Annotated in this window: 22 protein-coding genes; 13 read left to right on the top strand and 9 right to left on the bottom strand. The window is 71.3% G+C overall.

The features are described from left to right. The first annotated feature begins 9 nt into the window (after nt 1-9). The 5 genes from STRNI_RS16005 to STRNI_RS15985 all read left to right on the top strand — a co-directional run bounded on the left by STRNI_RS16005 (nt 10) and on the right by STRNI_RS15985 (nt 3,671). Nucleotides 10-903, top strand: a complete 894-nt coding sequence (locus STRNI_RS16005; RefSeq protein WP_018089305.1) for a DUF5936 domain-containing protein — start codon at nt 10-12, stop codon at nt 901-903. 586 nt (nt 904-1,489) lie between these two features. Next, nucleotides 1,490-1,654 (top strand): membrane protein, encoded by a 165-nt coding sequence (locus tag STRNI_RS16000; protein ID WP_018089307.1) that lies wholly within the window; start codon nt 1,490-1,492, stop codon nt 1,652-1,654. Between the two features lie 26 nt (nt 1,655-1,680). Next, the gene (locus STRNI_RS15995) at nt 1,681-2,376 is read left to right on the top strand and encodes a pilus assembly protein TadG-related protein (RefSeq protein WP_277411456.1); all 696 of its coding nucleotides are present in this window, start codon (nt 1,681-1,683) and stop codon (nt 2,374-2,376) included. Nucleotides 2,377-2,437: 61 nt separating this feature from the next. Beyond that, nucleotides 2,438-3,025, top strand: coding sequence for a hypothetical protein (locus tag STRNI_RS15990; protein WP_093637520.1), 588 nt, complete (start codon nt 2,438-2,440; stop codon nt 3,023-3,025). Between the two features lie 10 nt (nt 3,026-3,035). Further along, entirely contained in the window at nt 3,036-3,671 is a 636-nt protein-coding gene (locus STRNI_RS15985) for an OmpA family protein (protein ID WP_277411455.1), read from the top strand. On the opposite strand, the gene STRNI_RS15980 is transcribed toward STRNI_RS15985, so the two are convergent. Continuing rightward, entirely contained in the window at nt 3,649-4,227 is a 579-nt protein-coding gene (locus STRNI_RS15980) for an RDD family protein (protein WP_277411454.1), read from the bottom strand. The genes STRNI_RS15985 and STRNI_RS15980 overlap by 23 nt on opposite strands. A 124-nt stretch (nt 4,228-4,351) precedes the next feature. Between STRNI_RS15980 and STRNI_RS15975 the strand changes: the two genes are divergently transcribed. After that, nucleotides 4,352-4,933 carry a TetR/AcrR family transcriptional regulator gene (locus STRNI_RS15975; RefSeq protein ID WP_277411453.1) on the top strand — a complete coding sequence of 194 codons (582 nt, stop codon included), beginning with the start codon at nt 4,352-4,354 and terminating at the stop codon, nt 4,931-4,933. 135 nt (nt 4,934-5,068) lie between these two features. Here the strand turns inward: STRNI_RS15975 and STRNI_RS15970 are convergent, their stop codons facing one another. Further along, nucleotides 5,069-6,349 (bottom strand): MFS transporter, encoded by a 1,281-nt coding sequence (locus tag STRNI_RS15970; RefSeq protein WP_266439199.1) that lies wholly within the window; start codon nt 6,347-6,349, stop codon nt 5,069-5,071. 136 nt (nt 6,350-6,485) lie between these two features. Between STRNI_RS15970 and STRNI_RS15965 the strand changes: the two genes are divergently transcribed. After that, nucleotides 6,486-6,917: an ArsR/SmtB family transcription factor gene (locus tag STRNI_RS15965; RefSeq protein ID WP_174876337.1), complete on the top strand. Its 432-nt coding sequence runs from the start codon at nt 6,486-6,488 to the stop codon at nt 6,915-6,917. 15 nt (nt 6,918-6,932) lie between these two features. Here STRNI_RS15965 and STRNI_RS15960 read toward each other — a convergent pair whose 3' ends face one another. Then, nucleotides 6,933-7,286 (bottom strand): DUF192 domain-containing protein, encoded by a 354-nt coding sequence (locus STRNI_RS15960; protein ID WP_277411452.1) that lies wholly within the window; start codon nt 7,284-7,286, stop codon nt 6,933-6,935. A gap of 95 nt (nt 7,287-7,381) precedes the next feature. Here STRNI_RS15960 and STRNI_RS15955 point away from each other — a divergent pair, with 95 nt between their 5' ends. Next, nucleotides 7,382-8,107 (top strand): prepilin peptidase, encoded by a 726-nt coding sequence (locus STRNI_RS15955; protein WP_381845240.1) that lies wholly within the window; start codon nt 7,382-7,384, stop codon nt 8,105-8,107. Between the two features lie 298 nt (nt 8,108-8,405). Here STRNI_RS15955 and mgrA read toward each other — a convergent pair whose 3' ends face one another. Beyond that, nucleotides 8,406-9,437, bottom strand: a complete 1,032-nt coding sequence (gene mgrA / locus STRNI_RS15950; protein WP_018089317.1) for an L-glyceraldehyde 3-phosphate reductase — start codon at nt 9,435-9,437, stop codon at nt 8,406-8,408. A gap of 140 nt (nt 9,438-9,577) precedes the next feature. Here mgrA and STRNI_RS15945 point away from each other — a divergent pair, with 140 nt between their 5' ends. The 4 genes from STRNI_RS15945 to STRNI_RS15930 all read left to right on the top strand — a co-directional run bounded on the left by STRNI_RS15945 (nt 9,578) and on the right by STRNI_RS15930 (nt 14,981). Then, entirely contained in the window at nt 9,578-10,357 is a 780-nt protein-coding gene (locus tag STRNI_RS15945) for an isoprenyl transferase (protein ID WP_018089318.1), read from the top strand. Between the two features lie 552 nt (nt 10,358-10,909). Further along, on the top strand, nt 10,910-12,232 hold the full coding sequence (locus tag STRNI_RS15940) for a PhoH family protein (protein ID WP_018089319.1): 1,323 nt from the start codon (nt 10,910-10,912) through the stop codon (nt 12,230-12,232). A gap of 408 nt (nt 12,233-12,640) precedes the next feature. Next, a complete protein-coding gene (locus STRNI_RS15935; RefSeq protein WP_018089320.1) occupies nt 12,641-13,342 on the top strand; it encodes an aggregation-promoting factor C-terminal-like domain-containing protein in 702 nt (233 codons plus the stop codon). Between the two features lie 124 nt (nt 13,343-13,466). Beyond that, entirely contained in the window at nt 13,467-14,981 is a 1,515-nt protein-coding gene (locus STRNI_RS15930; RefSeq protein WP_277411451.1) for an AI-2E family transporter, read from the top strand. 85 nt (nt 14,982-15,066) lie between these two features. On the opposite strand, the gene STRNI_RS15925 is transcribed toward STRNI_RS15930, so the two are convergent. Both STRNI_RS15925 and STRNI_RS15920 read right to left on the bottom strand, forming a co-directional pair. Further along, nucleotides 15,067-15,600 (bottom strand): alkyl hydroperoxide reductase, encoded by a 534-nt coding sequence (locus tag STRNI_RS15925; RefSeq protein ID WP_018089322.1) that lies wholly within the window; start codon nt 15,598-15,600, stop codon nt 15,067-15,069. A 32-nt stretch (nt 15,601-15,632) separates the two neighbouring features. After that, a complete protein-coding gene (locus STRNI_RS15920; RefSeq protein ID WP_018089323.1) occupies nt 15,633-16,187 on the bottom strand; it encodes a peroxiredoxin in 555 nt (184 codons plus the stop codon). A 132-nt stretch (nt 16,188-16,319) separates the two neighbouring features. Between STRNI_RS15920 and STRNI_RS15915 the strand changes: the two genes are divergently transcribed. Then, nucleotides 16,320-17,279 (top strand): hydrogen peroxide-inducible genes activator, encoded by a 960-nt coding sequence (locus STRNI_RS15915; RefSeq protein WP_018089324.1) that lies wholly within the window; start codon nt 16,320-16,322, stop codon nt 17,277-17,279. Between the two features lie 12 nt (nt 17,280-17,291). Here STRNI_RS15915 and STRNI_RS15910 read toward each other — a convergent pair whose 3' ends face one another. The 3 genes from STRNI_RS15910 to STRNI_RS15900 all read right to left on the bottom strand — a co-directional run bounded on the left by STRNI_RS15910 (nt 17,292) and on the right by STRNI_RS15900 (nt 21,121). Continuing rightward, a complete protein-coding gene (locus STRNI_RS15910) occupies nt 17,292-17,912 on the bottom strand; it encodes a Uma2 family endonuclease (protein ID WP_277411450.1) in 621 nt (206 codons plus the stop codon). Between the two features lie 152 nt (nt 17,913-18,064). Continuing rightward, nucleotides 18,065-18,664 (bottom strand): dihydrofolate reductase family protein, encoded by a 600-nt coding sequence (locus STRNI_RS15905; RefSeq protein WP_159486376.1) that lies wholly within the window; start codon nt 18,662-18,664, stop codon nt 18,065-18,067. A 57-nt stretch (nt 18,665-18,721) separates the two neighbouring features. Further along, entirely contained in the window at nt 18,722-21,121 is a 2,400-nt protein-coding gene (locus STRNI_RS15900) for an FtsX-like permease family protein (RefSeq protein WP_277411449.1), read from the bottom strand. Nucleotides 21,122-21,123: the final 2 nt, after the last annotated feature.

Here is a 21,123-nt window from a genome sequence, read left to right as displayed (position 1 = left end):
GGTATCGCCATGGCACTCGGAATCCTGCTGGCCCTCGCCTTCGCCCTCTCGGTCGCCGGTATCTGCTGCGGTATCGCGCTCTACCGGCGCGAAGCCCGGCTGCCGCCCGACCTGGCGCTGTCCCTGGAGGTCGGCGCGACCCGCACCACGGCCGTCGGTTCGGCGGTGGACCGCGCCGGGATGCGGTACGCGCCCCTGGTGCTGCGGCTGATGGGCGGTAAGCGCACCGCCCGGGTCCGCCGCCGGATCGACCTGGCGGGCAATCCGGGCGGGCTGACCGTCGACCGGTACGCCGCCCGGCGCGCCGTCTACGGGGCCCTCGGCTTCTTCGGCGCGCTGGTGATGTTCCTGCGTGGCCAGCCGCTGCTCGGCGTGCTGATGGTGCTCTTCGGCCTCTTCTGGACCGAGGTCGGTATCTGGGCCGCCATCCGTCAGCGCAAGGACACCATCGAGCGCACCCTTCCGGACTTTCTGGATGTGCTGGCCGTCGTGGTCAGCGCCGGCCTGGGCTTCCGTCAGGCCCTGGACCGGGTCGCGGAGAAGTACGAGGGGCCATGGGCCGATGAACTCCGCATCACCCTGCGGCAGATGGACATGGGCGTCAGCCGCCGCGCGGCCTTCGAGGAACTGCGCAAACGCAATGACTCCGAACAGGTCGCGCAGTTCGTCACCGCCCTCCAGCAGGGCGAGGAGCTGGGCTCGCCGATCGTCGAGACGCTGATCCAGATCGCCGACGACATGCGCCGGACCGACGCCCAGAACGCCCGGCGCCGGGCCGCCCGCGCGGTCCCCAAGGCCACCATGGTCGTCACCACCTTTATGGTTCCGGCCACGATGATCCTGCTCATCGCCGGTTTCTTCCTGGGCTCGGGCACCAACTTCGGGTCGCTGATGGGCAGGTGACCCGTGGTACGGGGCCCGGCACCGGCCCCGCCCGCACCCGTCCGGCGCCACGGGAGCGGGGCCGGCGTCCGTGCGCCGGCCGCCCTCGGCGCGGCGTTCGCCCGCACCCCCGCCCCGCCCTCCGCCGCCACCCGTCACGACTGCCGCCGCTTCGGCTCGTCCTTGCGGATGCACATCTTCGCGTGGACGGGCCCGGGCGGCGGCGCCCCGTAATCGGCCGGATGAGTGCGCCGCGGGCCCGGCTTCCCGTCAACTCCTTCGCAACAGCAACGAGTTGTGTCACAGTGGGTGGGCGGACGGTTGCGCTCGCACTATGGTGCTGAGGAATCGTCCGGTCTTTATGGGTGACGGAACGGGGCATGGTCCCGGCGGGGAGCGGGGGTGGGTAGAGTGCGACTGAGTGGCCGAAATGCGATGTTGTGCCTGTCATCCGGGTTCCCGAAAGAGGATTGGGTACGGAATCCCTGTTCCGGGCACGCTGTTCCGGCGTACTTTTCTCGTGTCGTGAGCGCGGCCGAACGCGCCGACACCACGGGGACAGACCAGCCGGACCAGAGCGGTACGGCCGCCCATGGAGGGGAAGACGATGGCGAAGCGTATTTTGGGGAACGACCGGGGACAGACCTCGATCGAGTACCTCGGCATCATCGCGGTGGTCGTGGCGATCGTCCTGGTCCTGTCGACCACGGACTTCGGCAGCCAGATCGCGAACGCCATCGCCAACAAGATCTCCGACGTCGTCGGCATTTAGCCCCCACCGCCATCACCGTGCCGGCCATGACCCCACGCTGCCGCCGGCGCGACGCAGGGCAGGCCTTCCCGCTCTACATCGTCGCGGTCGGGGGCCTGCTCTTCCTCGCGCTCGCCTTCTTCGCCGTCGGGCAGGCGGCGGCCACCCGTAACGGTGCGCAGACCGCCGCAGACGCGGCCGCGCTCGCCGCCGGCCAGAAGTACCGCGACCTGCTGCGCGAGGGTGTGCTCGACGGCCTCCGCGACGGCAGCTACCGGACCGATCCGACGGCCTGGGAGGAACTGCTGAACGGGCGCGGCGCCCCGTCCGAGGCGGCCTGCGCGAGCGCGGGCTGGTTCGCAGGACGCAACGGCGCCGAGCTCTCCGGCCCCCGCTGCACCCCGGACTCCTGGCCCACCGCGTTCGCCGTCCAGGTCACCACCCGCAACACCGTGGGGGATTCCGTCATCCCGAAGACCAGCAGCACCCATGCGTCGGCCGAGGCGAAGTCCGTCGTCGGCCCCCGCTGCACCCTCGACCCCGCCAAGGACGACACCAGCGGGGCGGACGGCAAGGGCGGCAAGGACGACGAGGGGGGCAAGGGCGGTAAAGACGGCAAGGACGACGACGCCCCCGCCCCCGTCGACATCACCTGCGACGGCACGCGCTGGACGCTCGACCCCGATCACCTCCAGGACCTGCCCGACGCCGCCGACCTGTTCTCCGTACGCCTCGCCCATTGACCGCCCGCACCCGACCACCCCCCTTGAGACGACCAGACGACGATCAAAGGAATCGCATCCCATGAGCATTCGGCGCACCACGAAGGCCGCCAGGGGAGCGGTCGCCATGGCGAGCGCTGTCGGCCTCGCGCTCGTTGTGGCCGGCTGCGGTGGTGGTAACGGCGGCGGCGCGAAGGGGTCGGACGGCGACAAGCCGCCGGCCCGCAGCACCGCCCCCAAGGACAGTGGCCCCGGCGCCCCGGCGGCCGACTCCGACAAGGTGATCGGGGAGATGAAGGGGCCGGACGGCGTGGTGGTCACGCTGCACTCCGTCGTCCGTGACTCCGGCGGCTTCGTCACCGTCAACGGCACGGTCACCAACCGCGGCACCCGCGCCTTCAACGCCATCGACTGGCGCTCCAACGAGACCGAGCTGCGCTCCCGTTCGTCCATCTCCGGGGCGACCCTCGTCGACAAGGCGGGCAAGAAGCGGTATCTGGTGCTGCGCGACACCAACGGCGAGTGCCTGTGCACGACCGGCCTCAGCGGGCTGATGCCGGGTGCCAGCCGCCCGGTCTTCGCGCAGTTCCCGGCGCCGCCGGCCAAGGTGACCGAGGTCGACTTCCAGCTGCCGACCCTGCCGCCGGCCAGCGTGCGGATCACGGACTGAGCGGGCAGCGATGACCGCGACCCAGATGCCCCGAGGACGCCGGGTGCGCCGAGCGCCCCGCAGCGCCGCCATCGCCGCCTTCGCGCTGCTGCTCACCGCGGCGCTGACGGTCCCCGTCGCCCATGCCGATCCGCCGGGCGTGACCGAGGACTCCAGCCCGCCGGTGCACATCGACCCCCACGACCCCGATCTGCGGATGGTGCAGGGCGGCAAGCTCGCCCCGTCCAAGGTCCTCAACATCAAGTCGATCGTCGAGGCCGACGACGGCTCCGAGCGCCGCCAGGACACCAACGACAATGTGACCTTCGCGCTCCAGGCCGAGGTGCTCTTCGGCAAGGACAGTGCCGAGCTGACGCCGGAGGCGCTGTCCCGGATCAGCACGATCGGCGCGGAGATCAAGAAGCAGAACGCCACCCGCCTGCGGGTCTTCGGCTTCACCGACAACCTGGGCTCGGCGAGCCATGGACTCGTCCTGTCCAAGAAGCGCGCCAACGCCGTCCAGCAGGAACTGGCCAAGGACCTCGGCTCGTCCGTCACCTTCCAGATCCGCGGCTACGGCGAGCAGTACCCGATCGCCGACAACGGCACCGAGGTGGGACGCAAGAAGAACCGCCGGGTCGAGGTCAGCTTCCCGCGGGCCTCGTGACCGGGGCGGGTACCGGAGTCGGCCGCATACTGCGGCGGATGACCAGGCTGCCCACCACCTTGTCGTGCAGACACTGGCGCAACGTCCGGTCCCAGCAGCAGGCCAGCGGGTCCAGCAGCCCGAGCACCGGCACCAGTCGCATGCCCAGATGGGCCAGGTGCCGCCCCAGGGCGGCCCCGTAGGACAGCGGGCTCCCGTCGGCGAGCCGTACGACGCTCAGTCCGCACAGGAGCTTGCCCAGGGTGCCGCCGCAACGGGCCGTCAGCAGCGGCGAGTAGAGGAAGAGCAGCGCCAGGGCCACCAGGACGCCGAGGTAGAACGGCGAGTTGTCCTTGCTGTCGCCGAAGGTGACGACCAGGCCGACGCCGGTGGTGACCAGGAACAGGACGCCGACGGCGAGCACCACGTCGATGAGGAGCGCGAGCAGCCGCAGCCCCCGGTTACCGAGGATGCGCGGGGCCGGCCCCTGGGGCGCCGGAGCCGCGGGGTACGCGGGGCCCGCCGGAAGTCCGGAGCCCGACGGAGGTATGTGTCTCGGTGGCGGTGTCGCGTTCATGCCGCGCATGTGACCATCCCGCCCCGCCCGGCGGCAACTTGATACCGGCAGCGCCCCTGGCGGCCGGAGCGCGTGCGCCCGACGTATTGAACCGTACGATCCAATAACTGCTAGCGTTTCCGTTATGGCGCGACCCAGGAAATTCGACGAGGGGCAGGCGCTCGACGCCGCGATGGACGCGTTCTGGGCCGCCGGCTATGCGGCGACCTCCACCCAGGACCTGTGTGACGCCACGGGCCTGGGGCGCAGCAGCATCTATCACACCTTCAAGAGCAAGCACGACCTCTTCGAGCGGGCGCTGGCCCGCTACATGGAGCACAAGAACGCCGAGCTCTTCACGCTGCTGGAGAGCGAGTTGTCCGCGCGGCAGAAGATCCGCGCGCTCCTGCAGCGGGTGATCGACGAGGAGTGTGCCGACGACGGGGACGGCCGCGGCTGTCTGGTGGTCAACACCTGTATCGAGGTGTCGGCCCATGACCTGTCGGTCGCGGCCTCGCTGGAACAGGACTACGGCGTACGGCTGGCGGCCCTCCGAGCCGTGATCGAGTCCGGTCAGCGCGACGGCGACATCGCGCCCGGCAAGGACGCCGGCACCCTCGCCCACCTCGTCATCGCCTCGGTCGGCGGGCTGCGCGTCTCGGCGCGGTCCGGCGTCGGCCGCGCCGCCCTGGAAGCCGTCGCGGACGCGACGCTCAGCACCTTCTGACGGCCTGGCGAACGCCTGCGGTCCGTCCGCCCGGCTGTCCGCCGCCCGGCGCACGCCCGCGGTCCGTCCGCCCGGCCGCCCGCCGCCCAGCGCACGCCCGCGGCCCGGCCCGCACGCCCGCCCCTGCCACCCCCCTCACCGCGCGTCCCCGCCCCGTACCGCCACCAGCACCGCCCCCGCCGCGGCGAGCGCGGCCACCGCGAGGCCGAAGGTGGTGGCCGCCGACGGGAGGCCGATGGCGTCGCTGAGGTAGCCGTCGGCGACCGGGAGGGCACCGGCGAGGACATAACCACCCGCGTTCAGCGCCGCGTTGGCCTCCGCGCGGCGGGTCGCCGGTACCTCACGGCTCAGCAGCGTCAGCCCGCCCAGCTGTCCGGCCCCCTGACCCGCACCGGCCAGGATCACCGCGGCGATCAGCGGGGGCAGAGTGCCGGTGTGCACGGCGGCGACCATGGCCAGGCCGGCCGAGACGGTGGCACCGCCGGCGGTGAGCAGGACCGTACGGACCGCCCGTCGCCCCAGCGCGAACTGCACGCCGGTGGCGGCCAGGAACATCGCCAGTGCCAAACCGCCCGGCAGTGCGCGGTTCGTCGTGCCGAGCAGCCCGGACAGCAGGGACGGCCCGAGCGACAGCACGAAGGCGGTGGCGCTGATGCCGGGGGCGAACGCGGCGAGCCCCAGGGCGAGATGGCGGCGGTTGTCCCGGGGGACGGCCGGCAGCCGCACCCAGGAGCCGGACGGGCCGCTCGCACCGGCGCCCGCCCGGCGCGGCGGCAGCGGCATCCTGGCCACCACCGCCAACGCCGTGACCAGCAGGGCGGCTTCGACGACGAAGACGGTGACGGTCGGCGCGGGCACGGTCTCCGACAGCACCCCGGCCAGTACGGGCCCGATCCCGGCGCCCAGCACCATCGCGGCGGAGGCGAGCAGCGGCCCCGTCCGGCGGCCGGCCGCGAGATCGGTGACGGCGGCCATTCCGGCCGACACGGCGGCACCGGTGGCCACTCCGGTCAGCAGACGGGCGACGACCAGCACGGCCACCGAGGGTGCGGTGGCGTAGAGGAGGCAGGCGACGATGCCCAGGAGCAGCGCCGGGACCAGTACCGGCTTCCGCCCGAGACGGTCCGCGGCCACGCCCGCCACCAGCAGCGCGCCGAGCAGTCCGGCCACATAGGCGGCGTACACCAGCGTCAAGGTGCCGGAGCGGAAGCCGAGTTGCCGCTGCCAGACGGCGTACAGCGGCATCGCCGCATTCGACAGGATGAAGAGCGCGACCACCGGCCAGGCGGCGAACCAGACCTCCCGGGTGGGCGGCGGCGCGGCCGGGAGCGGTGCGGTCGTGGGTGGCGTGGCCGTGGGTGGCGTGGTTGCCGCGGGCGCGGTCACGGGCACCGGTGCGGGCCGGGTTTCGGGCATGGGTGTGTCCCCTCCTCCAGCAAGTACGAGTTGATTCGTACAAGCGGTACGAGAAGATTCGTACAGTGCCACACAGTACGATGCAAGTCGTACTGAGTGACCGGGTGACCGGGGGACCGACCAGAAGGAGCGCCGGATGTCGTCCAAGGCGGGCGTGCGAGCCGAGCAGACCCATGCGACCGGGCAGGCCGCGGCGGCGGGAGAGGCGTCGCGGCGCGCCTTCGCGGCGGCGCAACGGCCCGTCCCGGACGGCGCCCCCGAGCCGCTGCCGGAGCCGGCGCGCGCCGCCCTGCGGCTGGAGACCGTCATGGGCGCGCTCAGCGATCCCCTGCGGATGCACATCGTGCGCACCCTCCTGCTGGAGTCGGAGGCCTTCGACCACACCTGTGGCTGGTTCGGCCTCGACCGGCCCAAGTCCTCGCTCACCCACCACTTCCGGGCGCTGCGGGACGCCGGGCTGATCCGTCAGCGGCAGTACGGGCTGGAGCGGCGCAGCCATGTCCGGGTGGACGACCTGGAGGCGCGGTTCCCCGGGCTGCTGGCACTGGTCGCCGACTGGCGGGAATGAGCGCGCGGACCGCCGTCAGCGGCGGGGCTGAACGCCCAGGCGCAGTCCGGGACGCACGCCCCAGCGCGCCATGGCGCCGGCCTCCGCCTCCAGGACGTGCCGGGCGCGGAGGCGGGGAAGCCCCAGCCGCCCCGGGGGCATGGTGCGTACGGCGAGCACGGTGAAGTCCCGGCTCAGATAGGCGACATCGATCGCGAACCGCATCCGGAAGGTGTGCACCCCGCTCGCCGGGGTGAGCAGCAGCGCCCCCTCGATGCCGTCGCGGCCCAACAGGCCCCGGGCGCGGGCGCGGTAGGACGCCGCGATCTCCACCGGAACGGCGCTCGCCGCGCCGTGCAGGACTCCCGGACCGTTCTCCCAACGCGCCATGCGCAGCGTTCTATCAGCTCCCGCACTCCAGGTCTTTCCCGGCGGACGGGCGCCGGACGGGCGCCGGACGGCTCTAGGGTCGACAGGTGTCATTGATGCTGATGGTTCTCGCCGCCGTCTACGGGGCCGCGGCCGGGCTGCTCATACCGCGGCCCGCCCACCGGATGGCCGTCGAGCCCGAGGAGGAGTGGCGCGCGGTCTGTCCCGGGGGGCATCCGATCACCGGTCCGGCCCGGGGCTGGCTGGGGCGCGGGCGCTGCCCGGACTGCGGGGCGTACGGGCCCGGCCCACTGCCGACGGCGGCGGCCACCGCACTGGTCTGCGCGGCCCTCGCGGCGGCCACCGGGCCGCGGCCGGAACTCGTCGCCTGGCTGGTGATGGCACCGGTCGCGGTGCTGCTGACCGCCGTCGACTGGCGGGCCCGGCGCCTCCCGGACGCGCTGACGCTGCCGCTCGCGGTGGCGGGAGCGGCGCTGCTGGGGCTCGGCGGCTGGCTGACGGGGGAGACCGGGGCATGGCGGCGGGCCCTGCTGGGCGGGCTGTTCCTCGGCGCCTTCTATCTCCTGCTCTATGTCGTGAACCCACGGGGCATCGGGCTGGGCGACGTCAAGCTCGCGGTCGGGCTGGGGATCGCCCTTGGGTGGTACGGCTGGCGCACCCTCGTCGTGGGCGGCGCGGCGGGGGTGCTGATCGGCGCGCTCTACGCCGCGGGGCTGCTGCTCGTACGGCGCGAGGCGTGGAAAGAGGCCATGCCACTGGGGCCCTTCATGATCATCGGGGCGTTCTGCGGGCTGCTCCTGGGCGCCGCCGCGGCGGCCTGACCCCCACCTGTGCCGGAGCCTCCGGCACACCCCGCTCCACCCGAGCCACGCCGCCGCGCGCGCCGGTGCACGCAGCACCCCTCCCGCGGGGTTATGGTGGAAACCCCCCCTCGGGCCGGTCCGTATCCCCCCCACGGACCGGCCCGCTTTTTTGTGCGCGCACGGGCGGCGAGTGGCCCCGCTGACATCGGGTGCGGTTCGGTTGCGCCCGGAAGGGGCGCGGGGAACTGCGCGACCAGCCACAACGCGGCCGCAGACGCATCACGGCACCTCCCGGCGCCTCCCGCGCGCGGAGCGCTTACCGCCGCGCCCAGATGTTCACACCGTCCGTGGTCCTGGCGAACTCGTCGATCTCGGCCAGCTCGGCCTCCGTGATCGCGGGGGCGTCGAGGGCCGCGATATTGGCCTCCAGCTGGGCGACGCTGCTGGCGCCGATCAGGGCGGAGGTCATCCGCTCGTCGCGCAGCACCCAGCCCAGGGCGAGCTGGGCCAGCGACTGGCCACGGCGGGCGGCGATGTCATTGAGGCCCCGGAGCCGCCGTACGACCTCGTCGGACAGCAGGTTCGGGTCCAGGGACTTGCCCTGGGCGGCGCGCGAGCCCTCGGGGATGCCCTGCAGATACTTGTCCGTCAGCATGCCCTGTGCCAGTGGCGCAAAAGAGATGCAGCCCATGCCCTCCGCTTCGAGGGTGTCCAGCAGCAGGTCGTCCTCGGTCCAGCGGTTGATCATCGAGTACGAGGGCTGGTGGATCAGCGCCGGTACGCCCATGGCGCGCAGGATGCCGGCCGCGTCCCGGGTCTGCTCGGCGTTGTACGAGGAAATGCCGACATACAGGGCCTTGCCCTGCTGCACGGCGGACGCCAGCGCGCCCATCGTCTCCTCGAGCGGGGTGTCGGGATCGAAGCGGTGCGAGTAGAAGATATCGACGTAATCGACCCCCATCCGCTTCAGGGAGGCATCCAGCGATGAGAGGAGATATTTCCGCGAACCCCATTCGCCGTAGGGGCCGGGGTGCATCAGATATCCGGCCTTCGTCGAGAGAATCATCTCGTCGCGGTAGCCACGGAAGTCCTGTGCAAAGATCTTTCCGAAGTTGAGCTCGGCGGACCCGGGTGGCGGACCGTAGTTGTTGGCCAGATCGAAGTGGGTCACGCCCAGGTCGAAGGCGCGGCGCAGGATGGCGCGCTGGGAGCTCAGGGTGCGGTCGTCCCCGAAGTTGTGCCAGAGTCCAAGGGAGATAGCGGGGAGTTTGAGTCCGCTGCGGCCCGTTCGCCGGTACTTCATCGAGTCGTAGCGGGAATCCGCTGCACGGTAGTCGGTGCCAGTCATGCTCATCTCCCTATCACGTACTTGTGACCTACCTGATTGGGCTGTCGAGACAGCCGAGAAGTAAAGTTGCCCACTTGAGGCGACGGGGCGACCGCCATTGGCACGGAGGGGCTGGACCACACATGCTGCGATCTTCCGGGATGCGCATCCCGTATCCGCCTGCACTGCGCAATCTGGTCTATCGGCTGTACGCGCGCAGGGTGGAGGGTCGCCTGGATCACACCCAGGTGCCCAAGCACATCGGCGTCATCCTGGACGGTAACCGGCGCTGGGCGCGGGCCGACGGGCGGACGACCGAGCAGGGCCACCAGGCCGGTGCGGCCAAGATCAGTGAGCTGCTCGGCTGGTGCGAGGAGACCGATGTCGAGGTGGTCACGCTGTGGCTGCTGTCGACGGACAACCTCGACCGGCCCGAGGCAGAGCTGAAGCCGCTGCTGGGCATCATCGAGAACACCGTGCGGGACCTGGCCGCCGACGGCCGCTGGCGGGTCCACCACGTCGGCAACCGCGATCTGCTGCCCACCGCCACCCAGCGGGTGCTCAAGGAGTCGGAGCAGGCCACCGTCGACAACACCGGCGTGCTGGTGAATGTCGCGATCGGCTACGGCGGCCGGCAGGAGATCGCCGACGCGGTGCGCTCCCTGCTGCTGGAACACGCCGAGCGTGGCACCTCCTTCGAGGAGCTCGCCGAGGTCGTCGACATCGACCTGATCTCCGAGCACCTCTACACCCGCGGCCAGCCCGACCCGGACCTGGTGATCCGTACGAGCGGGGAGCAGCGGCTGTCGGGCTTCATGCTGTGGCAGAGCGCCCATTCGGAGTACTACTTCTGCGAAGTCTTCTGGCCGGCGTTCCGGAAGGTCGACTTCCTGCGCGCCCTGCGCGACTACGCCGCCCGGCACCGGCGCTACGGCTTCTGAACGGCGTCCTGCCGAGCCGCTCCCGTTCCTCCAGGCGCGTTACATCCCAAACGCCCCATACGTCCCGGACATCCTTTGCTGTCACGGTGCGTCACCAGGCCCCGCCGGCCCCATGAACCGCCGGCGGGGCCTCTTCTGACGCTCCGTCCCCTCGGGTCTCACCCGAATGCCGCCGCCGCTGGACGATCACACGTCACCCAAGGTTCATCGGCCGTGCGTCATATGCCGTGGCATGGCAACGAGGGTTCGAGGGAATATCCCTTCCAGGTCGGCGTCAGGAACAAGCCATCAGGCGCCGCATCTCAGCGGACGGCATGGGGCCGTCCGCCCGGGAGGCCCTTTGCACATCACGGAGGTCCGTGCACACCGCACGGTCGACGCGGAGGGCCGGCGCTCGGCCCGCGCATTGTGGTCCGAGCCCGGTCCGGTCACTAGATGGCCGGGGGTCCCGGGGACGCCGCCCAGCAGCAGCTGGGAGAGCGGCGGTCCCGGGAGAACACCGCCCCGCGACGCCGTCGCACCCCAACCTCATCCGAGGGGGTTCGTCCACCCGTGGTGAACATCAAGCAGCGCCGTGAGAACGACCGGCGCACTTATGTCCTCGACACCAGTGTCCTGCTGGCAGACCCAGGCGCCATGGCCCGCTTCGACGAGCACGAAGTCGTGCTTCCGGTCGTCGTGGTCACCGAGCTGGAGGCCAAGAGGCACCACCCCGAGCTCGGCTACTTCGCACGGCAGGCGCTGCGCCTGCTGGACGAGTACCGGGTGCAGTTCGGGCGGCTGGACTCGCCCATCCCCATCGGGGATCTCGGCGGGACGCTCCGGGTCGAGCTGAACCACTCCGACCCCGGAATCCTGCCCGCGGGCTTCCGGCTCGGCGACAACGACTCACGGATCCTCGCGGTGGCGCGCAATCTGCAGGCCGAGGGGTATGACGTCACGGTCGTCTCCAAGGACCTGCCACTGCGCATCAAGGCCTCCTCGGTCGGGCTGCTGGCCGAGGAGTACCGCGCCGAGCTGGCGATCACCGACTCCGGCTGGACGGGGATGGCCGAGCTGACCATCTCCGCCGACCAGGTCGACGACCTGTTCGCCGCCGAGACCGCCCATGTGCCGGAAGTGTCCGAACTTCCGGTGCATACCGGACTTGTGCTGCAGTCCGAGCGCGGCAAGGCGCTCGGCCGGGTCACCTCGGACGGGGCGGTCCGGCTGGTGCGGGGCGACCGGGAGGTCTTCGGGATCCACGGCCGCAGCGCCGAGCAGCGGATCGCGCTGGATCTGCTGCTCGACCCGGACGTCGGCATCGTCTCCATGGGCGGGCGGGCCGGTACGGGCAAGTCGGCGCTGGCGCTGTGCGCGGGCCTGGAGGCCGTGTTGGAGCGCCGGCAGCACCGCAAGGTGATGGTGTTCCGCCCGCTGTACGCCGTCGGCGGGCAGGAGCTGGGCTATCTGCCGGGCAGCGAGGCGGAGAAGATGAGCCCCTGGGCGCAGGCCGTCTTCGACACGCTGTCCGCGGTGACCACCAAGGACGTCATCGAAGAGGTGGTGGGGCGCGGCATGTTGGAGGTGCTGCCGCTGACCCATATCCGCGGGCGGTCGCTGCATGATGCGTTCGTCATCGTGGACGAGGCCCAGTCACTGGAACGGAACGTCCTTTTGACGGTTCTGTCCCGTATCGGCGCCAACTCGCGCGTGGTGCTGACCCATGATGTCGCGCAGCGCGACAACCTCCGGGTCGGGCGGTACGACGGTGTGGTCGCGGTGGTGGAGAAGCTGAAGGGGCATCCGCTGTTCGCCCACGTCACGCTGAACCGCTCGGAGCGCTCGCCGATCGCGGCGCTGGTGACCGAAATGCTGGAGGAAGGCCGGATCTGACCGGTCATGAAGACGACGCCGCCCGGCGAAGCCAAGGAGCTTAGCCGGGCGGCGTTGTGCTGCGAGTGGATATCCGAAAATCGTTTGCCGTAAACGGGGTGTGAGCTTTCACACCCAGCGGGGAATTGATTCCCGGCGTGCCGGTCGGGCAGAGTCTGGGTCCTGTCAGGCCCCGCATACGGCAGCATCAACACCCCCAGCGGTGTGGAACGAACTCGAACTTCATAGCGAACAGCCGTATGCCGCCCGAGCACCACGCGGACCCCGAGGGGGACGTACCGGGCCAGTGCCTCCCGTGACCAGCCGGACCCACCCGTTCAACCGGGCCCGGAACAAGGGGAGACCAGCGCCAGGGGCACGATTGCGTCCGCGAGGTCACCTATGCGGACGATGCTGGAAGGAAAACGTGTGAGCCGGATCTCGGTCCGGGGATTCGCCGTGGCATCCGCCACCGCGGTCACCACCGTCGGCGCCGTGGTCGGCGTCGCTGCAGGCAACGAGCCCGCCTCGGTCGGCAACACCGAGGCCACCGCTGCCGACGCGACGATCGCCGACATCCCCGCGGGCGCACAGGCCCAGGTGCAGACGGCTTCCCTGACGCAGCAGGCGGACGACCAGTCCACCCAGGCGGACACGGCAGCCCTCAAGTCCGCGCAGGAGTCGGCCCGCAAGGCAGCTGCTGAGACCGCGCAGAGCAAGAAGGACGCGGCGGACGAGGCGAAGGCGAAGAAGGAAGCCGACGCGCGCAAGGAGAAGACGCTGGCCGCGTCCCGCTCCGCCACGCGCGACGCGGGCGACTTCGCCGTCAAGGGCTCGTACACGGTCGCCGAGACGCAGGCCATGGCCCGCCAGATGATGGCGAGCGACCAGTTCCAGTGCTTCAGCAACATCGTGGACCACGAGTCCACCTGGAACTACAAGGCCACCAACGCCAGCTCGGGCGCCTACGGGCTCGTCCAGGCGCTGCCCGGCTCCAAGATGGCCTCGGCCGGTGCCGACTGGCAGACGAACCCGGCCACCCAGATCAAGTGGGGCCTGAACTACATGAACGACCGTTACGGCAGCCCGTGTGGTGCCTGGTCGTTCTGGCAGGCCAACAGCTGGTACTAGGCCGTAAGCCGCACCACAGCACTTCCGAAACCCCCGAACGCGCCCGCGTCGGGGGTTTCGCGCGTGCTGCACAGGTAACGTCGTGCCGTCAGGTTGTGGCGCGTGGGAGGGGAAGAGGAAGGACATGTCCAGATTGCCTCAGTGGGTCGGTGGCCTCGGCGCCGGTCTGACGCGGCTCTCGCAGCGGCTGGAGGATCAGCGCCGCCGTGCGGAGGCTTCGGCGGCGGCAGGCGACCCGGATGAGCTGAGGCGTGCCGGGCACGCGGACGCCCCCGCGGTCGAAAGCCCGGCGGTCGACGGTCCGGAGGGCGACGGCTCGGCGGGCGACCGCCCGGTGGGCACGCTCACCGTCCCCCGTACCCAGCTGCCCAAGGCGGTGGACGGGGTGCCGGGGCCCGGGTCCGAGCAGGTGCCGCCAGCCACCGCGGGCAGCCCGCCGGAGTCGGTGCCCGCACCGCCCTCCTACGCCCCGGCCGTCGCGGCCCGCCCGGAGCCGGTGGACGCGGTGCCGTGGGGCGTACGGGTCGCCGCGGAGGCGAGCTGGCGGCTGCTGGTGCTGGCCGCCACCCTGTGGGTGCTGGCGCGCGTCATCACCACCATCGAACTGGTCGTGCTGGCCTTCATCGCGGCGACGCTGATCACCGCGCTGCTGCAGCCCTCCGTGGGGTGGCTGCGTGCGCGCGGGCTGCCGCGCGGGCCGGCCACCGCGCTGACCTTCATCAGCGGGTTCGTGATCATGGGCCTGGTCGGCTGGTTCGTGGTGTGGCAGGTCCAGGACAACATCGACTCGGTCTCCAGCCGTATCCAGGAGGGCATCACCGAGCTCAAGGGCTGGCTGCTGAAGAGCCCGTTCCATGTGACCGAGAGTCAGATCAACCACATCGCGAAGAATCTGCAGGACGCGGTCGGCGCCAACACCGAGGCGATCACCTCGGCCGGCCTGGAGGGCGTCACCGTCATCCTGGAGGTGTTCACCGGCATCCTGCTCGCGATGTTCACCACGCTCTTCCTGCTCTACGACGGCCGGCGGATCTGGAACTGGCTGCTCAAGCTGGTCCCGAGCGCGGCCCGCGAGGGCGTGGCCGGGGCCGGGCCGCGGGCCTGGCGCACCCTGACCGCCTACGTTCGCGGCACGGTCGTCGTCGCCCTGATCGACGCCATCTTCATCGGCATCGGGCTCTACTTCCTCAATGTGCCGCTGGCCGTCCCGCTCGCCGTCTTCATCTTCCTGTTCGCCTTCATCCCGCTGGTCGGCGCAGTGGTCTCGGGCGCGCTGGCCTGTGTCATCGCGCTGGTCGCCAACGGGGTGTTCACCGCCCTGATGGTGCTGGCGGTCGTGCTGGCCGTCCAGCAGATCGAGGGCCATGTCCTGCAGCCGTTCATCCTGGGCCGGGCGGTCCGGGTCCATCCGCTCGCGGTGATCCTCTCGGTCGCCGCGGGCGGGCTGATCGCGGGCATCGGCGGCGCGGTCGTGGCGGTCCCCCTGGTGGCGGTCACCAACACGGTGGTCGGCTACCTCCGTTCCTACTCCAGGGAACAGGCGCTGCGGATGTCGGTGGCCCCGCGCGGCGCCACCGCGCTCGGAGTGGCCCCGACGCCGCCCCCGGAGCCGCGCCCGTCCCAGGGGCACCAGGAGTAGCCCCACCTCGCACCGGACGCACAGAACCCCCGCAGACGCCAGGTCTGCGGGGGCTCTGTCTGCGGGTGTCCGCGCGTACCGGGAATTACTCGGCGAGCGCGGCCTCGGCGTCCAGGGTGGCGCCGACGGCCTGCAGGACGGACGCGATCTTGACGGCCTCCTGGATCGTCTCGCGGTCCACACCGGCCTTGCGGAGCACCTGCTCGTGCGAGTCCAGGCACATACCGCAGCCGTTGATGGCCGAGACGGCCAGCGACCACAGCTCGAAGTCGACCTTGTCCACGCCCGGGTTGCCGATGACGTTCATCCGCAGACCGGCGCGCAGGTTGCCGTACTCCGGGTCCGACAGCAGGTGCCGGGTCCGGTAGAAGACGTTGTTCATCGCCATGATGGCCGCGGCCGACTTGGCGGCGGAGTACGCCTCGGCGGAGAGGTTGGCCTTGGCCTCCGGCTCCAGCTCGCGCAGCACCTTCGGCGAGCGCGAGGCGATCGCGCAGGCCAGAACGGTGCCCCACAGCTGCTGCTGCGGCAGGTCACTGTTGCCGATGACCGAGCCGAGGTTCAGCTTGAGGTCCTTGGCGTAGTCCGGGACCGCGGACTTCAGTTCGTCGAGAGCCATGTCAGATCTGCCTCCAGTTCGCTAGCTGCGGTTCACTCGCCCGAGAGCAGCGCGACCGGGTCGAGGGTCTCGTCGCCCTTGCTCCAGTTGCAGGGGCACAGCTCGTCGGTCTGCAGCGCGTCGAGGACCCGGAGGACCTCCTTGGGGTTACGGCCGACGGAGCCGGCGGTCACCATGGTGAACTGGATCTCGTTGTTCTGGTCGACGATGAAGACGGCGCGCTGCGCGAAGCCGTCCTCGCCCTCGATGCCCAGGTCGCGCATGAGCTCGTGCTTCGAGTCGGCGAGCATCGGGAAGGGCAGGTCGGTCAGGTCCGGGTGGTCCTTGCGCCAGGCGTGGTGCACGAACTCGGAGTCGCCGGAGAAGCCGAGGACCTGGGCGTCACGGTCGGCGAACTCGTCGTTCAGCTTGCCGAAGGCGGCGATCTCGGTCGGGCACACGAAGGTGAAGTCCTTGGGCCACGCAAAGACGATCTTCCACTTGCCCTCGTAGGTCTTGTGGTTGATCTGCTCGAACTCCTGGCCCTTTTCCAGCGAAACGCAGGCGGTCAGGTCGAACTCGGGGAACTTGTCACCGACAGTGAGCACGTACTCTCCTTGTTGCGCAGAAAGTCCCTTTTGAGGACTTTCCTTGAGGCTTGGACGGGTTACACAGTGGCACAGCAGCCATTGATCAGGGAAATAGCTAGACTGGTTGATGTTGATCGGAGGTGGTTATCAGTGGCGTCACCGGCAAGCCTGGGAGGCCGTCCCCGCCAGCCCAGCCTGGCGCAGCTGCGGGCGTTCGCGGCGGTGGCCGAGCATCTGCATTTCCGCGAGGCGGCGGCCGAGATCGGTATGAGCCAGCCCGCGCTGTCCGGGGCGGTCTCCACGCTGGAGGAGACCCTCGGAGTGCAGCTGCTGGAGCGTACGACGCGCAAGGTGCTGCTGTCGCCCGCGGGGGAGCGGGTGGCCGCCCGGGCCCGTGCGGTCCTGGAGGCCGTCGGGGATCTGATGGAGGAGGCGGAGGCGGCCCGCGCACCCTTCACGGGCGTACTGCGGCTCGGCGTCATCCCGACCGTCGCCCCGTATCTGCTGCCGGCCGTGCTGCGGCTGGTCCATGACACCTACCCCGACCTGGACCTCCAGGTGCACGAGGAGCAGACCGCGTCCCTCCTGGACGGTCTGGCCCACGGTCGACTCGACCTGCTGCTGCTCGCCGTCCCCCTCGGCGTCCCCCAGGTCGCCGAACTCCCGCTCTTCGACGAGGACTTCGTCCTGGTCGCGCCCAAGGAGCACTGGCTCGGCGGCCGCGGTGACATCCCGCGCCAGGCCCTCCAGGAACTGGATCTGCTGCTGCTCGACGAGGGCCACTGCCTACGGGACCAGGCCCTGGACATCTGCCGGGAGGCCGGCCGCGACGAGAACACCCCGGTGACGACCAGTGCGGCGGGCCTGTCCACCCTGGTGCAGCTGGTGGCCGGCGGCCTCGGTGTCACCCTCCTGCCCCGCACCGCGCTGCGGGTCGAGACCGGCCGCAACGACCAGCTCACGACCGGCTACTTCGCGGATCCGGCCCCCTCGCGCAGAATCGCCCTGGCCATGCGGACGGGCGCCGCCCGCCAACAGGAGTTCGAGGAGTTCGCGGAGGCGCTGCGGGGGGCGTTGCGGGGGCTGCCGGTGCGGATCGTGAAGGGGTGAGGGTCAGGGGCGCTACGGAGTGCGACGCCTGGCATCGTCCAGGGTCTGGGCCACGTCCAGCGTAACTTCGGCGCCGATGGACTCCGGGAGGGTGACCTTCTCCCCGGCTACATGGATGCGGTGTACGGCGTAGCCGTCCTCCATGGGCTCGGTGAGGACGTGGAGGCGTTCGTGCTTGCGGTCGACGATCACATACACCGGAACCCTCGCGGAGCCGTAAGCGGTGACCTTCGTACGCAAGTCGTTCGTGTAATTGCCGGAGGTGATCTCAAGGACCATGCGGAATGCCGCTGGGTCACAGCACTCGTACTGGATGATGTGGTCCTCGATGTCGGCGTCCACTACGCAAAGGTCCGGTACGGCGAAGTTCTCCGGGCCGTCCGGGAGCCACAGGCCGAGGCCTTCGAGGACTTCGGTTTCGCCGCCGTCCAGGCCGGCCGCGACGAAGGGGCGCCTGAGGCGGGACAGCCCCTTCGCGTGGGCGGGGTCGGGGGGTGGGGTCACAGTGAGGACGCCTCCGAGGATCTCGACGCGGTGGCCAGGGAGCTGCTTCATGAGCTGGTCGGCCTGTTCGAGGAGCGTCAGGGGCCGGTGTTCACCCGCGTACGGACCCTCGGCAGCTGCTGCGGACATTGCACGCCTCCCGTTGCCTGGTGCCGAGGTCATCATCGTAGGCCGGGCGCCCGCGCACGTCTCGTCCGAGAGCGTTCACCCGTTCGTGGGGTCACTCTGCACGATGCGCCGCCGGGCGCCCGCTCCATGAGGCCGTGGAGCGCCCGCAGGGCTCAGGCCACCGCCGCCCGCGTATACGTCAGAAAGGCCGCCCCGCTCTGGAGGACGGTGTGCTCGGTCAGCTCCCAGGTGCGGGGATCGAAGGCGGTGTCCCGGGAGAAGAGCGGGATGCCGCTGCCGACGGTGAGCGGGCTCAGCTTGACGATCAGCTGGTCGATCTCCGGGTAGAGCACACCGGCGAGTTCGCTGCCGCCCAGCAGCCAGATGTCCTTGCCGTCCGCGTCCTTCAGTTCGCGCACCTTGGCCACCGGGTCGGTGGCCACCAGCTCCACGGCCGGGTCAGGGCTCTCGGTCATGGTCCGGGAGAAGACCAGATGCCGCAGGTGGGGATAGGCGTCGGTGAGGCCGGCCCGGAGGCCGATCTCGTAGGTGCGGCGGCCCTCCAGGACGGTGTCGAAGTGGGTGCCCTCGTCGGTGATGCCGAGTGCGGACCGGGCCTGGACGGGCAGGATTTCCGGGAGTTCGGCGGCCAGGTGCTTGATGTAGTCGTCGGCGATCGGCCAGAAGCCGTCCGGGCCGGTGGGGTCCGCGCCGTCAGGGCCCGCGATGAAGCCGTCGAGAGTGGAAGCGATGCAGTAGACGAGTCGGCGCATGAAGGGCCCCCCTTGGGCAGTTGGTGTGCACTGCTGCGCCGGAATGATCTCGCAGATTCACTCCGTACGCAGGCCATCCGGCCGCATCAGGCGCCACAACAGCGGCAGCGAGAGCGCGGTGACCCCCAGGATGACGGCCGCCGCGGTGCCGCTGAGGGTGAGGATGCCCGACCAGTCGAGCCGGAGCGGGCGGTCGACCATGTGGAGGAGCAGTGCGCCGAGGGACACCCCGCAGCCGACCGCCAGGGCCAGGCCGAGGGCCACCGGGACGGCGGTCTGCCACAGGACCGAGCGGCCCAGTACGGCGCGCGGTGTGCCGAGGGCCTCCAGGGCGGACAACATCCGGGCGCGCTCACGGAGTTGCTCCAGGGCGGTGATCAGCAGGCCGCAGCCGATCAGCAGCAGTACGGCGGCGGCGCCGGCGGTCAGACCGTGGCGGAAGACCGTGATGGCGTCCTCGGTGCCGTCGCCGGAGGTGAACACGGCGGTGCCCACGGCGATCCGGGCGGCCGCGTTGCGGACGTGTTCGATCGCGTCGGGGGCGTGCGGGTCGAGCCGCAGCAGGACGGTGAGGCCGGGGTGGCGCAGCAGCGTCGCGTCCAGCGCGCCGGGGGTGGCGAGCACACCGATACCCGTGACGTCGGGCGCGAGACCGTAGGACACGGCGGTGGTGTGGCGGGCGCCGCGCGGGACGGACCAGTGCGCGGGCGCCCGGTGGTCGTTGTCGCTGCCGACCGGGTCGAGGGCCAGCCGGGTGCCGGGGGCCGGGAGCGGGACGGAGGCCTCGCGGTCCGTGGAGAGGAAGACATCGCCGTCGGAACAGGTGCCGATGTGGGCGAGCCGGCGCAGGGTGCCGCAGCCGGCGACGGTCACCGGATACGGCTCGGGGTCGTCGCGGTCCTCGGGGGCGGTGTGCGCCATGGCCCGGTGGTGGCGGACGGAGTCCGCATAGCCGGAGACCAGGCCGTGCGCCTCGCGGACGCCGGGGGCCGCGCGCAGCCGGGCGGACATCCGCGGGGCGCGGCCGGCGGGCACCGTACCGGAGCGCGCCACGACCTCGGTCCAGGCGGGCCGCTGCATCCGCTCGGCGAGGTCCTGGGAACCGGTCAGCAGCACCTGCACGGCGACCGCGCCGGCCACCGCCACGGTGATCCCGCTGACCGAGCGGCTGGCCGTGGTGCTGCTCAACTGCAGCCGCCGTACGGCAAGATGCCAGGACTGGCCGCCGAAGCCCGCGCGGCCCAGGCGGGCCACCAGCGCGTCCAGCAGCCAGGGCAGCAGCGCCGCCACCCCCAGCAGAAGCAGTGACACCCCGAGGAGCACCTGGGCGTCGGCGGTGTCGCCGGGACCCAGCCCGCCGATCGCCTGCGGCAGCAGCAGCGCCACCCCGGCGGCCGGCAGCAGCACCCGCCACCACAGCCGGCGGCGCAGCGGCGGTGCCGTACGGGTGACGCCCAGCGGCTCCACGGCGACCCGCCGCAGGGTGAACAGGGTGACGCCGACCGCGCAGAGCGGGACGGCCGACGCGATGGCGCAGACGAGCGCGGCGTCGGGCACCACATCGGAGGGAAAGACGCCGAGGCCGAAGAGCGAGAGGCCGGCGAGCGGGGCCCGGCCGGCCAGGAACAGCGCGGCGCCGGTGAGCAGACCGCACAGCGCGCCGGCCAGCGCCTCGCCCGCGGCGATCCGCCGGGTGGTGGCCCGGTCCGCGCCCACCAGCCGGAGCGCGGCGAGCCGCCGGTCGCGGCGCTCCCCGCCGAACCGCACCGCGGTCGCGATGAAGACGGCGACGGGGGTGAGCACCGCGACACAGCACACGAGGATGATCAGCACCACGAGGGGGCTCGCCCGGAACGGTGTGCCGTGGTCGCCGAACGCGGTGATCCGCTCGACCCCGTTGCCGGGCCGCGGCAAGCCGTCGCTGCCCTGGTAGAAGAGGAGTTCGCCGGGGTGGGTGAGGCCCTCGTCGCCGATGGTGTCGGTGATCCGCAGATGCGGGAAGCGGGCCTTGAGCAGTGCGCCCTCGGGCGAGGACAGCAGTTCGGCGAGGGCGGGGGAGACGGCCAGTTCGCCGGGGCCCGGCAGCCGGGACAGGCCCGGCGGGACGGGGGCGTGCGGACCCTCGGCGGCCAGGATCCGGCCGTGCAGCGGCAGTTCGCGGTAGCCGCTGGAGGAGGAGACGGTCAGCAGGGATTGGTCCGAGGGGCCGGTCCCTTCCGCGACGGGCACGACGGAGCGGGCCGACTGCCGGTGTGTGGCGGCGTTCAGCGCGTTCGGGACGGCGGCCGCCAGCAGCAGGACCGCGACGCCGAGGCCGACGCCGAGCGCCGTCAGGGCCGTACGGAGCAGGCCCTCGCGGCCGCCGCTGAAGGCGAACCGGGCGCCCATGGTGAGGTCGGCACACCAGCGGCGGGCGGTCCGGCCCCGGGTGCGGTCCGCGCGGGAAGGGCCGGGCATCG

Source organism: Streptomyces nigrescens (assembly GCF_027626975.1).
In the GTDB taxonomy this organism is placed as follows: Bacteria; Actinomycetota; Actinomycetes; order Streptomycetales; family Streptomycetaceae; genus Streptomyces; species Streptomyces nigrescens.
The sequence above is the reverse complement of the archived record's forward strand: the minus strand, read 5'-3'. Positions and strand labels throughout refer to the sequence as shown.

Bases quoted from the DNA above. Each gene is read 5' to 3' on its own strand.
- STRNI_RS16005 (WP_018089305.1), top strand. From the start codon at position 10: ATGGCACTCGGAATCCTGCTGGCCCTCGCCTTCGCCCTCTCGGTCGCC.
- STRNI_RS16000 (WP_018089307.1), top strand. From the start codon at position 1,490: ATGGCGAAGCGTATTTTGGGGAACGACCGGGGACAGACCTCGATCGAG.
- STRNI_RS15995 (WP_277411456.1), top strand. From the start codon at position 1,681: ATGACCCCACGCTGCCGCCGGCGCGACGCAGGGCAGGCCTTCCCGCTC.
- STRNI_RS15990 (WP_093637520.1), top strand. From the start codon at position 2,438: ATGAGCATTCGGCGCACCACGAAGGCCGCCAGGGGAGCGGTCGCCATG.
- STRNI_RS15985 (WP_277411455.1), top strand. From the start codon at position 3,036: ATGACCGCGACCCAGATGCCCCGAGGACGCCGGGTGCGCCGAGCGCCC.
- STRNI_RS15980 (WP_277411454.1), bottom strand. From the start codon at position 4,227: ATGAACGCGACACCGCCACCGAGACACATACCTCCGTCGGGCTCCGGA.
- STRNI_RS15975 (WP_277411453.1), top strand. From the start codon at position 4,352: ATGGCGCGACCCAGGAAATTCGACGAGGGGCAGGCGCTCGACGCCGCG.
- STRNI_RS15970 (WP_266439199.1), bottom strand. From the start codon at position 6,349: ATGCCCGAAACCCGGCCCGCACCGGTGCCCGTGACCGCGCCCGCGGCA.
- STRNI_RS15965 (WP_174876337.1), top strand. From the start codon at position 6,486: ATGTCGTCCAAGGCGGGCGTGCGAGCCGAGCAGACCCATGCGACCGGG.
- STRNI_RS15960 (WP_277411452.1), bottom strand. From the start codon at position 7,286: ATGGCGCGTTGGGAGAACGGTCCGGGAGTCCTGCACGGCGCGGCGAGC.
- STRNI_RS15955 (WP_381845240.1), top strand. From the start codon at position 7,382: ATGCTGATGGTTCTCGCCGCCGTCTACGGGGCCGCGGCCGGGCTGCTC.
- mgrA (WP_018089317.1), bottom strand. From the start codon at position 9,437: ATGACTGGCACCGACTACCGTGCAGCGGATTCCCGCTACGACTCGATG.
- STRNI_RS15945 (WP_018089318.1), top strand. From the start codon at position 9,578: ATGCGCATCCCGTATCCGCCTGCACTGCGCAATCTGGTCTATCGGCTG.
- STRNI_RS15930 (WP_277411451.1), top strand. From the start codon at position 13,467: ATGTCCAGATTGCCTCAGTGGGTCGGTGGCCTCGGCGCCGGTCTGACG.
- STRNI_RS15925 (WP_018089322.1), bottom strand. From the start codon at position 15,600: ATGGCTCTCGACGAACTGAAGTCCGCGGTCCCGGACTACGCCAAGGAC.
- STRNI_RS15910 (WP_277411450.1), bottom strand. From the start codon at position 17,912: ATGTCCGCAGCAGCTGCCGAGGGTCCGTACGCGGGTGAACACCGGCCC.
- STRNI_RS15905 (WP_159486376.1), bottom strand. From the start codon at position 18,664: ATGCGCCGACTCGTCTACTGCATCGCTTCCACTCTCGACGGCTTCATC.
- STRNI_RS15900 (WP_277411449.1), bottom strand. From the start codon at position 21,121: ATGCCCGGCCCTTCCCGCGCGGACCGCACCCGGGGCCGGACCGCCCGC.